The following is a 13,798-nucleotide window of genomic DNA, read 5'->3' on the forward strand; positions in this document are numbered from 1 at the left end:
TTATGGTTACTTCTTCTATATTGGTCCTATTCCTGCTCGGTCTAACCGCCGCAGCCGTACTGGCTGCCGCATCCAAGGTGTTGCATGTGGAGGAGGACCCCCGCATTGCTGAAGTCGAAGGATGTTTCCCCGGCGCAAACTGCGGTGGCTGCGGATACCCCGGTTGTTCCGCTGCTGCCGGTGCTATTGTAAAGGGTGAAGCCGGTCCTGAGATCTGCGTAGCCGGCGGTCCTGAAATTGCCGAGAATATCGCATCCATAATGGGGCTTGAAGCTTCTTTCAAGGAACCCAAGGTTGCCAACAATATCTGCACCGGCGGTTCCCGCGCAAATTTGCTCTTCGAGTACGAAGGCGTTGAAGATTGCCGCGCTGAAGCTTTGCTTTACGGCGGTGAAAAATCATGCGGCCTCGGCTGTCTCGGGCTTGCTTCCTGCGTAAAGGTCTGCGGCTTTGATGCCATCCGCCTTAACGAAGAGGGCGTCCCTATTGTCGATATGAACGCTTGCGTTTCCTGCGGCAAATGCGCTGAAGTCTGCCCCACCGGAGCCATCCGCGTGAGCGGTATGACCATGGATCTGCTCCATCTGAATAAAATCGACGATTGTCTGGCTCCGTGCATGCAGAAATGCCCGGCTCAGATCGATGTTCGTACCTATATCAACCAGATGAAAAACGGTGATATGCGCGGCGCACTGCTGACCATGAAGGAACGCAACCCGCTTCCGCTTGCTGTTGGTCGTCTCTGCCCCGCACCCTGTGAAACAATCTGCCGTCGTAACATTGCTGACGATGGTGTGGCTATCCACACCCTGCATCGTTTCGTGGCTGACTGGGAAATGAATTCCGGTAACCGCGTAAACCTGAACTGCAACCCGCCCACCGGCCACAAAGTGGCTATCATCGGTGCCGGTCCCGCAGGTCTTTCCGCAGCATACTTTCTGCGTCGCATCGGTCACGAACCTGTGATCTTTGAAAAGCGCGAACAGACCGGTGGTATGATGAAGGGAATTATCCCCGAGTACCGTTTGCCTGCAAAGGTTGTTGACTGGGAAGTCCAGACCATCCTTGATCTCGGCGTTGAAGTTAAAAACGGCGTTGAATTCGGTAAGGATATTACCTTTGAGACTCTTGAGCGTGACGGCTTTGAAGCCGTGTTTATCGCGACCGGGGCGTGGAAAGTTCCCACCCTCGAACTTGAGAATGCTCAGGCTGAAGGGGTTATGGACGCAGTTACTTTCCTTGAGGAAGTGGGTAAGTCCATCACCGATCTCAAAGGCAAGAAAATTGTGGTTATCGGCGACACCAACACCGCCATGGACGTTGTGCGCAGTGCAGCACGTCTCCATTGTGATGTAACCGCTCTGGTGGGCTGCATCCAGCGCAAGATGTCTGCTAACAAAAACGAAGTTAAACGCGCTGCCGAACTGGGCAGTGAACTCCTTTACCTGACCAAGCCTTCCCGTTTTATTGCTGAGAACGGTAAGGTCAGCGGAGTTGAATATATTGAAGTTCAGTACAAAGACCCCAAAAAGGCCCTTGGCGACCCCCTGCCTGTTGAAGGCACTGAAGCTGTTATTGATGCCGATCTGGTCATCGTCGCTACCGACCGTGTGCCCGACATGACTCCGTTCAAGGATGCTGAAGGCGAAATTCCCTTTAAGCTTAACAAAAAGACCGGCGGTATTGATTGCGACAAGACCTCCATGCAGACCAGCATGCCCAACGTATTTGTTGGCGGCGAACTGCATACCGGTCGTTCCATCATTATTCAGGCCGTTGCTGACGGACGTATGGCTGCCCGCGGAATTCACCATTTTATCACTGAAGGTGAAATTCCTCTGCCTAAAAATCCCCAGCTGCGTGTTATTCCCGAATCCATTCTCAAGAATATGGACGTGACCTACACCATCCCGAGAATCAATGTTCCCGAGATCACCGTTGAAGAACGTAAGTCCACATTCAAGGAAGAAGTCAAAGGTTCTATTGTCTATGAAGCAGCCCGCAAGGAAGGCAGTCGTTGCCTGCGTTGCGGCCTGACCTGCTACGATGCCGAAGCCGGTGCGGAATACGCACAGGATTCCGACGTGCAGAAGTTCAGCGAGCAGGGCAAGGAGTAGGGAGTCAGCTCATGGAAAATGCGGTTAACCGTTCCTTCGCTAAATCATTCGGTTCAAAGGCGGCCTCCATTGCCCATCCGCTGGCTGCGGCAATGAAATTGGCGGATACCCTGCGAATCGGTGACAGAAGGCACAAGCAGAGTGAGACCCGGTTCCTCATGGGAACACAGGTTACTCTCGTAGCTTTGCATCTATCCAAAGATGCGGCCCAGCAGGCCGTGTCTCTGGCCTTTAGCGAGATAGAACGGCTTTCCGCAATTTTTGATCGTCATCATTCCGGCACTCCGGTTTTCCAGCTCAATAAAACCGGAAAGTTGTGCGATGTGCCACCAGAACTGCGTGAAGTAATGGAAAAGGCCCAAGAGTTTTATCACCGTTCCAACGGAACATTTGATTCTACTGTTCTGCCTGTTCTGGAAATGCTTCGTGATAACAGTGATTCTGAGGGCAGGTTGCTGCTGAGTCAAAGTGATCTTGATGATGCAATGGCTCTGGTCGGATCTGGTTCCGTAAATGTTTCTGACAATGGAATCAGCTTCAGCAAAAACTCCATGGCCGTTACTCTTGACGGGATCGGGCGCGGCTACATTGTAGATCGGGCCTCGGATATTCTGGCGGCAAACGGTGTGGACAACCACATGATTATCGCAGGCGGTGATATCCGTGCTCGAGGTGAACGTGCTATGGGACAGCCGTGGATCGTCGCCATTGAGAAGCCTTCCGGTAAAGGAGGATACTCGGCGGTGATTCAGCTTAGGGATTCAGCTGTGGCAACTTCCGGCGGCTGTGAATTCTACTTTGATGCCGATCATTCTCATGATCACGTTCTTAAACTTGAAACAGCGGTTTCATCACGTCAGGGCACCAGCCTTTCGGTTGTTGCTCCCACGGTGATGGAGGCGGATGCGCTTTCTACTTCGGCATTTGCCATGAACCAGAAAGGTGCGCTTCGTTTCATTAATGCGCAGAATAAAAGTGAATGTCTGATCTCCGGTTCATCCGGTGCTAAGATTGGTTCCCGCAATTGGGGAACTCTGGTCGGGATTTAAAATAATATAAAGTCGATTCCGGATGCAGGGAGCTTAAAACCTCCTAAATGAATGGTTTCCTGCACACTGTAAGGGACGGTAACTCTCACACCGTTCAGGGCAACAACTCAGTAATTCGGAATACGACAGCCTCATACATGGGATCACCTTGTCCCCATGAAAGCCGAACGGGCTGGAAGCTCACTCTTCCAGCCCGTTACTTACAGCCAACGTCTTACTTTCGAACAATACTCCTCATACTCCTCTCCGAAGATAGCAATCATACGGCCTTCCTCAAAGGGAATGTAGACCGTTGCCACAATCATTATGAATAGTAACAAGAATCCGATTCCGACATAGGTTGCGCCCACAAGGGTGGTGCCCAGCAAGGCTGCGACCATGCCTACATACATGGGATTACGGCTGATCCTGAACGGACCGCTGACAACCAGTTTATTGGGGTCTTTGAAAGTACTGATGTTTGCCCGCAATCTGTTGAATAGGATAGAACCTGAATAACAGAAAGCCATTCCCGCTACGATCAGGAACCAGCCGGCCCAAGTGAGATACTCCGGTCTGCTGATGGGAGTAAGATCAGCAATAGAGGCCATAGTGATCATAATGATGCTGAAGAAGAACAGCATGGGGGGTAATGGATAAAACTTCATTTTTGCCTCCTGTGGCATGTGTTTATCCAATAAATAAGTTCGGCTTTTATTTTTGTCAACCTTGTTGTCAAAACGACATTGATGTTGTCATAAAAAAAATTCTGTGCTAATGGTCTGGTTATGAAAAATGCAGACGGAGAAATGCTTCATGAGTTCTTCAAGTCTTTGTACGGGGCTTGGAAAGCGGTAGAGGGCGTGGAGGAATCCATCCACATGGAAAGCGGGCTGAGTAAGGCCCAGAAGATTAATCTTGCGCATCTTATTACATCAGGACCGATGACGGTCTCTGACTTAGCCTTTGCGCGCGGAGTTTCCCGGCAGTCAGTGCAGGTGGGGGCTACTGTCATGGTTGATCAGGGATATGTGCGGATGATTGATAACCCCCGGCACAAAAAGGCTAAGTTACTTGAAGTGACCGATTATGGCCGGGAATTGTATGAGTTGTCGGAAAAAGCTGAGAACGAAATCATCAAAAAAGCCTTTCCGGATTTTATTGCAGATGATGTGCTCACAGCAACGAGGTTACTGACCGATGTGCGGGAAACACTGGAAAAGTGGAATAAGGAGTAGGGACTGAAGCTGTTGTCGGCTTCTTTTAAATTTGAGAGATCAAGAAAAAAGTTCTGGTTTCTTATGGCTGAAACAATTTCAGCCTTCACTGACCCTGTTACGTCCATTTTCTTTTGATTTGTAAAGGGCTGCGTCGCAACGGACAAATATACTTATGAAATCATCGTCGTCCTTTATTTCAGTCACCCCGAAACTGGCGGTGCTGCCGCCTATTGTGTTGAATTGCGAATTTTCAATGTGGCTGCGTAGTTTTTCAGCAATTATGACACCTTCAGATACGGTTGTTTCCGGGCAGACAATAATAAATTCTTCACCTCCCCAACGTCCGATACGGTCCATGCTGCGGGTGCTGGATAAAAGAATCCCAGCAAAGCGGACAAGGACTTTATCTCCCACTGCATGCCCGTATGTATCATTGATTTCCTTGAAATTATCGATGTCTATCAAAATAAGCGAGAGCGGTCTTTTATAGCGTTTGAAACGGTCAAATTCGCGTTGCAGGACTTCATCCATTTTCCTACGGTTGTACAGCCCGGTCAGCATGTCGGTCTGCGACATTTTTTGGAGTTCCATTGTTCTTGCGGCTACCTGCCGCTTCAAGAAATATATATAAATGAAAACGAATCCGCCAACCATAATTACAAGGCCGGAGACTGCTGTAGGCATAAGCCATTCAGGGGTTATTGTCGTTGTCTGAATCCATTTCTGGGTAATGCGGTCAAATTCCTGCGGGGGGATTTTTGCCATTCCATGTTCAATAAATTCTAGAAGTTCTGTCTGACCTTTTGGAACTCCGACACTCAGTTTCTTTGTGTACAGGGTGTCTGCAACATAAAATTTGTCATATGCGTCCAGCCTATGCAGATGATACATGGCAGCAGGGTAATCCGTTGCAAAGGCCAGATGCTTTCCGCGAACAGCAGCTTCAATCCCTTCCCGGCTGTTAGGGTAGGGAACCAGAATTAATCCGGGATATAGTCGATTGAGAAAAGATTCAACGTAGCCTCCTTTTGTGACAGCTATGGAGATATTCCCCATATCTGACAGGCCCTTGATGTTCAGCTTGGTGGAAATAAAGAGTCTTGTGTTTAAAGGAAGACTCAGCGGGTGGGTGAAATCAAGATATTTGCTGCGTTGTGCTGATTCGAAGAGTCCTGCATGGGCCATGACCTTACGTTCTTGAATCAGTTTCAAAGTGTCTGCCCAGTCTGCGAGTATGAATTCAATTTTTACATTGTTCTGTCTTTCGAATTCACGCCAAAGGTCGACCAGTAAACCTCTGGGCTCACCGTTTTCCCCTGCAAAAGAGTACGGAGGCCATGAATTTGAGTTGGTGATAACCAGAGTTTCGGGAATGTCCTTTGCCTGAGCAGTTGGTATCGGCAGTACCGAAAGAAGAAATACAGCCAGAATATATATACTTGAACGCATTGATTCTCCAGAAGATATTGAAAATAGTGTTTTTATTAATGTAAACATTATTCTATGACAAGAGTATCAGGTGCAGAGAAAAAATCATAATAAGCTGCAATAATGTTTTCTTGATTTTTGCGGCTAAAGACGTATTGTTTAATAAAGTCAAACTGTTTTGAAAATACAGATGATCGGTATGTTGCCGTGTGAAACTAATTTTGTCTATCAGCGGGTGTTTGATGAGATATGTTTTTGTACTATTGATACTTCTCTCAACTTTCATATTATCGCCTTTTAACTCCTATGCGGATGAATTCAAGCCGGTGCTTGTTTATCAGGGCAAAGTTGAAGACAATTCATTCAGTGTCTCAATCCATAAAGGAGTTGAGAGGTTCAAGGTCAAGACCGGTGAGGAGTGCACGGAAATTGAAATAGGTATGACCCTCAAAGAGTACGTGGATACGATTACAAAGTTCGCTGATGAGGGGTACTCTCCGATTTTCCTTATGTACGGAAACCATTTTCCGGACATGGTTCCTTTTGTGCGTAAGTATCCTGCAACCCGCTTTATTGTCCTTGATACTGTCCGTGACGAGCCTAATGTTTATTCCTTTGTTCTGGCTGATCATGAAGGTTCTTTTCTTGCCGGGGCCCTGGCGGCAATGGTTTCCAAAAGCGGCAAAATAGGCTTTGTCTCGGTGGTGGATACTGACTTCCAGCGCGGTTTTTTATGCGGCTACACTCAGGGCGCAAAATATATTAAGCAGGATATTGAAGTTCTCAAAGGTTTTACCGGTAATTATGAGGGGGCATGGTTTGATGGAAACGCCACTTCCCGGTTGGCTAATGAGATGATGGATGAGGGTGCGGATGTGATTTACCAAGCTGCCGGGGGAGCCGGGCCCGCCGTACTGGAAGCCTGTGCTGCGCGGGGAAAGCTCGGCATAGGTGTGGATATCAACCAGAACGGTCTTTATCCGGGCAGTGTGCTCACCTCCATGGTCAAGCATACGGATAAGGCTATTTTCGCCGCTCTGATGCTTGCTAAACGAGGGATCTGGCGGGATAACTATAAACGCCTTGGTTTGGCACAGGAAGCCGTCGGTTTAGCGTTCGATAAACATAACGAAATTCTGGTCACCCCTGAAATGCGCAGCAGAATAGAAAATTTACGAAAGAAGATAGTCCTCGGGGAAATTGTAGTGGACGAGTACACTGAAAATCCGACCTGTCCGAGTTATGATAAGTAAATACGTTACAAGACTGCATAGTATCACCTTTTTTTTGCTGAAGGTCATGCTGCTCGGGCTTATTGTCCCGCTGGCGGCTGGTCTGATTATTTCTTTTGAGTTGGAAAAAAAAGAGATGAAGGCTCGACTTAACGATTTTAACCAGAGATCTCTGGATACCCTGATTGATAGTGCTGAAGATGCAATGGTTTCTTTCTCCCCGGAGGGAGCACGCAATATAGCTAGTTTTCTTTTGCAGGATGAGCGAATTGTAAAAATTGAAATTTTTTCGTCAATCTATGATTTGTACCTATTGCGTGTTTCCAAGGTGACTCCTGAACATCGGTTCAAAACTCAGGAATTAAAAAAGTATGTAGTCAAAAACGGCGAAGAACTTGGTTATGTACTGGTTGCGGTGGATAAAGACTGGGTGACTCCGCGAATAGAGAAGGAACGCAATCATATTATAGTCATGTTTGTGACCATGTTTGTGGGCGGATTACTGCTGATTATTCCGGCTATTTATTTCAAGGTCCTCAGACCCCTGAACAGATTGATGCGGCAGGTGGAAGTCCTTTCCAAGGGTGAACTGGGAATTCCTTACCGCTGGCAGGGGCATAATGAATTTTCCATGCTGGGTAAAACCCTTGATGATATGCGTACCAAGCTGGACAAGACTTTCAGCCTCATGCGGGAGATGGCTATTACCGATGAACTCACCGGGCTGCCCAACCGGCGTGGTTTTTACGGTGAGGTGGAAAAGTTGCTCTGGCTTAGCGGTCGCTACAAACACCCGTTGGTTCTCGCTATTTTTGATATCGACTACTTTAAATCCATCAATGATAATTTCGGTCACCCGGTGGGTGATGAAGTTTTGAAAAAATTTTCTGAAATCATTTCAGGGCGAATCCGCAAGACCGATCTTTTGGCTCGTATCGGCGGAGAGGAGTTTGTTCTGGTCATGCCTGAGACCCCGTCCGAGGATGCTCTTCGTTTGCTGGACAGGCTAAGGAAGGCCGTAGCAGAACATGAATTCCCCCATGGTGAGAAAGTTACCGTAAGCGTCGGATTTACCGGGTTTTATGGCTCGGAAAAGCTTGAGGGACTCATGGATATTGCAGATAAGGCCCTTTATAAGGCTAAGGCTGATGGAAGGGATAGAGTCGTTCTTGGTCCGGTTGAATAAAATTTTTTCCGTTCTTAAAATTACAGTTCTGTAATGCTCTGCAAAAAATATTGCCGCAAAAATATTGTTGTATTATGCGTCGGGCATGAGAAATCGTAAATTATTTACCAGAACAGCACTCCTCCCGTTCAAGTCGGGTCTGTTGCCGCAGACCCTTAATTTATTCGTGACCGCACGTTGCAATGCAACCTGTGAATTTTGTCTTTACAAACATTCTGTTGATAATCCCACTGCCCGTTCTGCGGAGCTTTCAGTCAGTGAATATGATAAGATAGCTAAAAATTACGGGCCGCTCCATTTTCTTTCCATTTCCGGGGGCGAACCTTTTATTCGTGAAGACCTTGCAGAAATCTGTCAAACCTTCATAGACCACTGCGATGTTCAGGCCATCGATATCCCTTCCAATTTTTTTTACACCTCGCGTATGGTTTCCACTCTTGGAAAGTTGGTTCCGGCTAATTCGTCAGTGCATTTTGAATTGCAGCTGTCCGTATATCATCCTGACGATAGGCATGATGATATACGGGGTATTTCAGGGCTGCTGGACAAGGTAAAGGAAACTCTTGCAGCACTCGAATTTTTGCGAAGATATGATAATTTTAAAATTAAGGGCAACGGTCTTTATCTGGAGTCCAATGCCGATGAATTGGATGAGCTGGCTGCATGGTTTGAAGATGTTGCCCGTTGCGATCGATTCAATCTCAGTTTTCCGCAACAGATGCTGGAGCCGGGAGATGATAATCCCGAAGTTCGTATTCAGCTTGAAAAATATATCCCGGCAGTGGAGAAGGTGCTGGACAGAGCAGGCTTTTCTTCACGTATGGATCTGCTTACCGCAGCCATTGCTGCTTCCAAGGAGTTGTCCCGTAAAAGGTTGATGCAGGCAGCTTTAGGTGAACGGGATACCGGAGCATATTGTCGCGCAGGTAAATCCATAGTGGTTATTGACCAGGAGGGAAATGTTTTTCCGTGTGAGCCTCTTTGGGAGTCGGTTGGCAATCTCCGCGAGTCAAATTATGAGCTTGCCCGCATCCTGAAAGGAGACCGTTACTATGAATTTTGTGCAATCCGTTTAGGACAGGGTAAGTGCAATTGTACGTGGACCTGCGCGATCAACAGTGCTTCGGTGATTAATGTGAAAGATGCTGCATTCATCGGTTTTGGAGCATTACGCAGCATGGTTTGCAGGAGAAAGTAATGAGTTCAGCCAACCTTCGTTTGAGTGTAATTATTGCTTGTTCCCGGCCCGCGGCCCTGATCCGCTGTCTTGAAGCTTTTGATGCGCTTGATAGCGAAGTTGAATTTGAAGTGCTTTGTGCGGGGGATGTTGCCGGTGTGGATTTTAAAACTGATAAGTATGATTTTAAGCTGATTCCCTGCGTCGAGACCCACGCCAATGTGCGTCGTAATGTTGCTTTTGAGCAATCCCGGGGAGATATTATTGCGTTTATGGATGACGATGCATACCCCCGTGAAGGCTGGCTTGAGGCCGCTGTAGCAAGGCATTAATTATTCTCTTTGATTATTTTATCCTTGACCTAAGTAGTAATGATTACTAAGTAGGTGTTGCTCAGAAAACGAAATCAACTGAAAACGTCTGTCACACGAAAATAATTTTATTTTTGAATATGATGATGTTATTTCGAGTTCTCTTAATCAAGAATGTTTGAAGAAATCAGAGGTATCATACATGAATTTATCTGCCCGCCTTAAACTTTCGGTTTTTGCTCTTGGTTTTATCCCTGTTGTTATCGGCTTGATTCTTTATGTTTTTTGTCCTGATTTTAGCATGGGGTCAGCGTCGTCAACGGTATTGCTTGTCGGTATTGCGGCCAGTATTGTACTGACCTTTTTTATTACTTACAGCATCAGCCGCAATGTTATCTCGCCTATTGAAAATTTAAGGGATTATGCTGTTGATATTCAGAAAGGGAAGGCTAACAACGAATGCTCCGGTTTTTACATGCATGAACTGGAGGAACTTAAAGTAGCAGTCTGTTCCATGATCGATAGTTTGGGAGAAGCCAACAAAAGAGCTGAGTCCCTTAGCGATGAGGCGCATAAAAAGGCCTTTGAGATTGAGGCTGCCTTGCAGACCAGCCGGGATAAGGAAGAAGAAACACAAAGGCTTCTATCCTCCATGCGTAAAGTTGCAGATAAGGCCGGAGATTCATCCGAACGTATTTTTTCAGATATCAGCGATTTGAGTGACCGGATAGAAAAGGTCAGCGAAGGTGTTGAGGTTCAGCGTGACCGTATGACCGAAACCGCCACCGCCATGGAAGAGATGAATTCCACTGTTGCCGAGGTAGCCAGGAACGCTTCCCTTGCTGCCGGCAATGCCGATCAGTCACGGGAAAATGCCGCCACCGGTGCAGGTGGTGTTAATGACGCTGTGGATGCCATTAAAAAGGTTGAAGACGAAGTTCTTTCCCTTAAGCAGACTATGGGGCAGCTTGGTGAGCGTGCTGAGAATATTGACCGGGTTATCAACGTCATTAATGATATTGCTGACCAGACCAACCTGCTGGCCTTGAACGCTGCCATTGAGGCTGCGAGGGCCGGGGAGGCCGGGCGAGGATTTGCCGTTGTTGCTGATGAAGTCCGCAAACTGGCTGAGAAAACCATGGAAGCGACCAGAGAAGTTGGCGACGCCATTACCGATATTCAGGAGCATGCCAAGACCAACGTAGCCTCTGTAGACCGTGCGGCAGCAGATATTGTTGCCGGTACTGAGACAGCGGTTGAGTCCGGTAAATACATGCAGGAAATTGTGACTATCATTGAGTCTACTTCCGAGCAGGTGGAATCCATTGCTACTGCTTCCGAACAGCAGTCTGCCACCAGTGAAGAGATCAACAGCGCGGTTTCAGACGTTACCCATGTAGCGCAGGAAACAGCAGAGGAAATGGGCGAGGCCCGTCAGATTTTATTGGAAGTTTCAAGCCTTGTTCAGGAACTGGACGGGCTGATCCACGGTATGGCCGGAGGCGACCTTGATGCTGTGGCCGGGGATGAACTTGTCACTTGGAGTGATTCAGCATTTTCCGTCAATGTCCGGGCCATTGATGTGCAGCATAAAAAACTGGTCGGCATGATCAACGGACTGCATAAGGCCATGCGTGACCGCGCTTCCGATACTGTGATGAAGCGTCTGGTGGAAGAGCTTAAAAATTACACCGTGGATCATTTCAGTACTGAGGAAAAGCTCTTTGATCGCCTCGGCTACCCGCAAACTGCCGAACACAAAAAACTGCACGGTAAATTCGTCAATCAGGTCCTTGAATTTGAAGCTGCATTGCTTAGCGGTAAGGCTAAGGTGACCATGGACGTTATGAAATTTCTCAAAGACTGGCTTATCGAGCATATTCAGGGCGAGGATATGAAATATACCTCATTCCTGAACAGTCATGGGGTCAAGTAGGGATAATGCTTGAAACAGTTTTTACCTTACTTACAATATGTTTCTTAGGCCGTATGAGTCCGGGGCCGGATATGATGTTGCTTATCCATCATGCCGGATGCGGTGCCTCCGCTAAGGGGCGTGGTTTTTTTCGCAGATCTCCCGCTGCGTACGGTTGTGTTCTCGGGGTCTGCATGGGGCTTACCTTTCATGTCAGCCTTTCCGTATTGGGATTGGCCTTCGTACTCAAGAGTAATCCGTTTATCTACAATGCTCTTCGTTACGCCGGGGCAGCTTACCTTCTTTATATCGGCTACCGTTGTTTTACTGACCGTGGTGGACTGGACTTGGAAGCATCCTCTGAGTGTCCCGCCGGTACAACTTTCATGCAAGGCGTAAAGGACGGGCTTTTCTGTAACCTGCTTAATCCTAAAGTAACTCTGTTTATCATCAGCATCTTTATGCAGCTTGTAGGGCCGGGTGCCGGGTTGGGCGAGAAAGCTGTCTACGGCTCGGTTATTGTGCTGGAAGCTTTTTTCGGCTGGGGCTTGTTTGTGCTTTTTTTGAATACTGCGGTTGTGCAGCGTATTTATGGGGGCAATATAGGTCTTATTAATAAGGTTACCGGGGCTATTCTTATTCTGCTGGGCGGGCTGATCTTTTTTACCGGATAACAGCTGGTCCTGTAGAATTCCCTCCTGATTCTGTCAAAAATTCTTGACACAATTTAGATTTGATCCGAAAAGTTCCCAGACCGAACAACGGTCAGTTTTTTAGAACAGGAGAAAAAAGAATGAAAAAATATATAGCGATCCTTAAGCAGTTTAATGATTTTCATGGAAAGGCCAGCCGTGAAGAGTTTATCCACTTTGCCGTGATTCATTTTGCAATCCTCGGCGTGTTTCTTCTTCTTGGTTTTGCTGTTGACCATCCTTTTTTTGCAAAGGTTGTCGATACTGTCAGCGGACTTTTTGTTATTGGAACCATGCTTCCATGTATCGCCCTGATTGTGCGCAGATTTAACAGCATCAAGCAGCCTGACTAATTTAAATCCTGTTTTTTACCATAAAGAACAGTGCCAGCCGCATTGTTATGTGCCCTTTAAAATGCTAAAAATAGAGCATGAAAAAGGGCACTTGTTTTTTCTGGGCGGCATTGCTTGGCTACCTCGCCACTATTCTGCTCATCTATTATTTTGAATCAGCCAATGCGGATTCCAACATCAAAACCATCTTTGATGCTTTCTGGTATTCGCTGGTCACCCTGACCACTGTGGGCTATGGGGATCTGTACCCTACGTCTGTTGCCGGGAAGATCATTTCCATGACCATGGTGCTGGGCAGCATCGGTATTCTAGGTTACTTTATCGGCAGGCTCACCGAACATATTCAGGTTTTGGCGGAGAGGCGTAAAATGGGTTTTGACGGAACAGGTTTTAGCAATCATGTGGTCATTGTCGGCTGGAACGAATTCTCGGAAGATGTTGTCACCCAATTGGTCCATGCCGGGAAAAAGGTCTGCATTGTTACTGACAATAAGGACCATATTGATTTTATTTACGAGAGTTTTTCACGGGAACAGGTCTTTGTGATTTTCTCGGATATGAATTGCCGGGAATGTCTGAAAAAAGCCAATGCCGCCGAGGCTGTCTCGCTCATGCCCAATCTGGGGGACGATACCCGCAATCTTGTTTTTGTGCTTAACGCCAAAAAATACCATCCCCATCTTTCTTTTGTGGCGACCATCGACAATTCCGAATTAAAGGAAACGTTCACCAGTGCCGGGGTCAGTTTCACCATCTGCCGTAATGACATTTCTTCAAAAATTGTAGCCAGCTACATCTTTGAGCCCAGTGTTGCCCTGTTTAATGAAGACCTGCTTTCCTCTGCTTCAGGTAATCAGGATTATGATGTGCAGCAGTATTTTATCAAGGAAGGCAGCAAATATGACGGGCAGAGTTACGGGGAAATTTTTGAAGAATTGCGCGAGTCTTTTAACGTGCTGACTATCGGGGTCAGTCAGGATATCGGGCAGGGGCATGAGCTGAACAAGCTGCCGCCGTTTTCCTTGCCGGTCCGGGCTGGGGATTATCTGATAGTTCTTACTTCAGGTCGTAATGTGGACCGTTTGAACGAACTGTTCGGCTGTTCCGAGGGTCTTTACTACGCTGAGCAGGGTTGATTG

General features: G+C 47.3%; 13 protein-coding genes. 11 read left to right on the forward strand and 2 right to left on the reverse strand.

Annotated elements, in window-relative coordinates; translation table 11 throughout:
* Positions 1–2: 2 nt before the first annotated feature.
* Positions 3–2,117, forward strand: a complete 2,115-nt coding sequence (locus tag FMS18_RS01390; RefSeq protein ID WP_163291946.1) for an RnfABCDGE type electron transport complex subunit B — start codon at positions 3–5, stop codon at positions 2,115–2,117.
* Between the two features lie 11 nt (positions 2,118–2,128).
* A complete protein-coding gene (locus FMS18_RS01395) occupies positions 2,129–3,166 on the forward strand; it encodes an FAD:protein FMN transferase (RefSeq protein WP_163291947.1) in 1,038 nt (345 codons plus the stop codon).
* A gap of 200 nt (positions 3,167–3,366) precedes the next feature.
* Here the strand turns inward: FMS18_RS01395 and FMS18_RS01400 are convergent, their stop codons facing one another.
* Positions 3,367–3,813, reverse strand: a complete 447-nt coding sequence (locus FMS18_RS01400; RefSeq protein ID WP_163291948.1) for an isoprenylcysteine carboxylmethyltransferase family protein — start codon at positions 3,811–3,813, stop codon at positions 3,367–3,369.
* 120 nt (positions 3,814–3,933) lie between these two features.
* On the opposite strand from FMS18_RS01400, the gene FMS18_RS01405 reads away from it, so the two are divergent.
* A complete protein-coding gene (locus FMS18_RS01405) occupies positions 3,934–4,383 on the forward strand; it encodes a MarR family winged helix-turn-helix transcriptional regulator (protein WP_163291949.1) in 450 nt (149 codons plus the stop codon).
* Positions 4,384–4,461: 78 nt separating this feature from the next.
* On the opposite strand, the gene FMS18_RS01410 is transcribed toward FMS18_RS01405, so the two are convergent.
* Positions 4,462–5,814, reverse strand: coding sequence for a diguanylate cyclase (locus FMS18_RS01410; RefSeq protein WP_163291950.1), 1,353 nt, complete (start codon positions 5,812–5,814; stop codon positions 4,462–4,464).
* 221 nt (positions 5,815–6,035) lie between these two features.
* Between FMS18_RS01410 and FMS18_RS01415 the strand changes: the two genes are divergently transcribed.
* The 8 genes from FMS18_RS01415 to FMS18_RS01450 all read left to right on the forward strand — a co-directional run bounded on the left by FMS18_RS01415 (position 6,036) and on the right by FMS18_RS01450 (position 13,795).
* Positions 6,036–7,046 (forward strand): BMP family ABC transporter substrate-binding protein, encoded by a 1,011-nt coding sequence (locus FMS18_RS01415; protein ID WP_163291951.1) that lies wholly within the window; start codon positions 6,036–6,038, stop codon positions 7,044–7,046.
* Positions 7,036–8,211, forward strand: a complete 1,176-nt coding sequence (locus tag FMS18_RS01420; RefSeq protein WP_163291952.1) for a sensor domain-containing diguanylate cyclase — start codon at positions 7,036–7,038, stop codon at positions 8,209–8,211. Before FMS18_RS01415 ends, FMS18_RS01420 begins: the two co-directional genes overlap by 11 nt.
* A gap of 85 nt (positions 8,212–8,296) precedes the next feature.
* A complete protein-coding gene (locus FMS18_RS01425; RefSeq protein WP_163291953.1) occupies positions 8,297–9,409 on the forward strand; it encodes a radical SAM protein in 1,113 nt (370 codons plus the stop codon).
* A complete protein-coding gene (locus FMS18_RS01430) occupies positions 9,409–9,720 on the forward strand; it encodes a glycosyltransferase family 2 protein (RefSeq protein WP_163291954.1) in 312 nt (103 codons plus the stop codon). Before FMS18_RS01425 ends, FMS18_RS01430 begins: the two co-directional genes overlap by 1 nt.
* Before the next feature lie 181 nt (positions 9,721–9,901).
* The gene (locus tag FMS18_RS01435) at positions 9,902–11,635 is read left to right on the forward strand and encodes a bacteriohemerythrin (RefSeq protein ID WP_163291955.1); all 1,734 of its coding nucleotides are present in this window, start codon (positions 9,902–9,904) and stop codon (positions 11,633–11,635) included.
* Positions 11,636–11,706: 71 nt separating this feature from the next.
* A complete protein-coding gene (locus tag FMS18_RS01440) occupies positions 11,707–12,288 on the forward strand; it encodes a LysE family transporter (RefSeq protein ID WP_239060916.1) in 582 nt (193 codons plus the stop codon).
* Between the two features lie 119 nt (positions 12,289–12,407).
* On the forward strand, positions 12,408–12,659 hold the full coding sequence (locus FMS18_RS01445; RefSeq protein WP_163291957.1) for a DUF805 domain-containing protein: 252 nt from the start codon (positions 12,408–12,410) through the stop codon (positions 12,657–12,659).
* A gap of 77 nt (positions 12,660–12,736) precedes the next feature.
* Positions 12,737–13,795, forward strand: coding sequence for a TrkA family potassium uptake protein (locus tag FMS18_RS01450; RefSeq protein WP_163291958.1), 1,059 nt, complete (start codon positions 12,737–12,739; stop codon positions 13,793–13,795).
* Positions 13,796–13,798 lie beyond the last annotated feature (3 nt).

Source organism: Desulfovibrio sp. JC022 (assembly GCF_010470665.1).
Lineage (GTDB): Bacteria > Desulfobacterota > Desulfovibrionia > Desulfovibrionales > Desulfovibrionaceae > Maridesulfovibrio.

Coding starts and splice junctions, on each gene's coding strand:
- FMS18_RS01390 (WP_163291946.1), top strand. CDS start 3: ATGGTTACTTCTTCTATATTGGTCCTATTCCTGCTCGGTCTAACCGCC.
- FMS18_RS01395 (WP_163291947.1), top strand. CDS start 2,129: ATGGAAAATGCGGTTAACCGTTCCTTCGCTAAATCATTCGGTTCAAAG.
- FMS18_RS01400 (WP_163291948.1), bottom strand. CDS start 3,813: ATGAAGTTTTATCCATTACCCCCCATGCTGTTCTTCTTCAGCATCATT.
- FMS18_RS01405 (WP_163291949.1), top strand. CDS start 3,934: ATGAAAAATGCAGACGGAGAAATGCTTCATGAGTTCTTCAAGTCTTTG.
- FMS18_RS01410 (WP_163291950.1), bottom strand. CDS start 5,814: ATGCGTTCAAGTATATATATTCTGGCTGTATTTCTTCTTTCGGTACTG.
- FMS18_RS01415 (WP_163291951.1), top strand. CDS start 6,036: ATGAGATATGTTTTTGTACTATTGATACTTCTCTCAACTTTCATATTA.
- FMS18_RS01420 (WP_163291952.1), top strand. CDS start 7,036: ATGATAAGTAAATACGTTACAAGACTGCATAGTATCACCTTTTTTTTG.
- FMS18_RS01425 (WP_163291953.1), top strand. CDS start 8,297: ATGAGAAATCGTAAATTATTTACCAGAACAGCACTCCTCCCGTTCAAG.
- FMS18_RS01430 (WP_163291954.1), top strand. CDS start 9,409: ATGAGTTCAGCCAACCTTCGTTTGAGTGTAATTATTGCTTGTTCCCGG.
- FMS18_RS01435 (WP_163291955.1), top strand. CDS start 9,902: ATGAATTTATCTGCCCGCCTTAAACTTTCGGTTTTTGCTCTTGGTTTT.
- FMS18_RS01440 (WP_239060916.1), top strand. CDS start 11,707: ATGATGTTGCTTATCCATCATGCCGGATGCGGTGCCTCCGCTAAGGGG.
- FMS18_RS01445 (WP_163291957.1), top strand. CDS start 12,408: ATGAAAAAATATATAGCGATCCTTAAGCAGTTTAATGATTTTCATGGA.
- FMS18_RS01450 (WP_163291958.1), top strand. CDS start 12,737: ATGAAAAAGGGCACTTGTTTTTTCTGGGCGGCATTGCTTGGCTACCTC.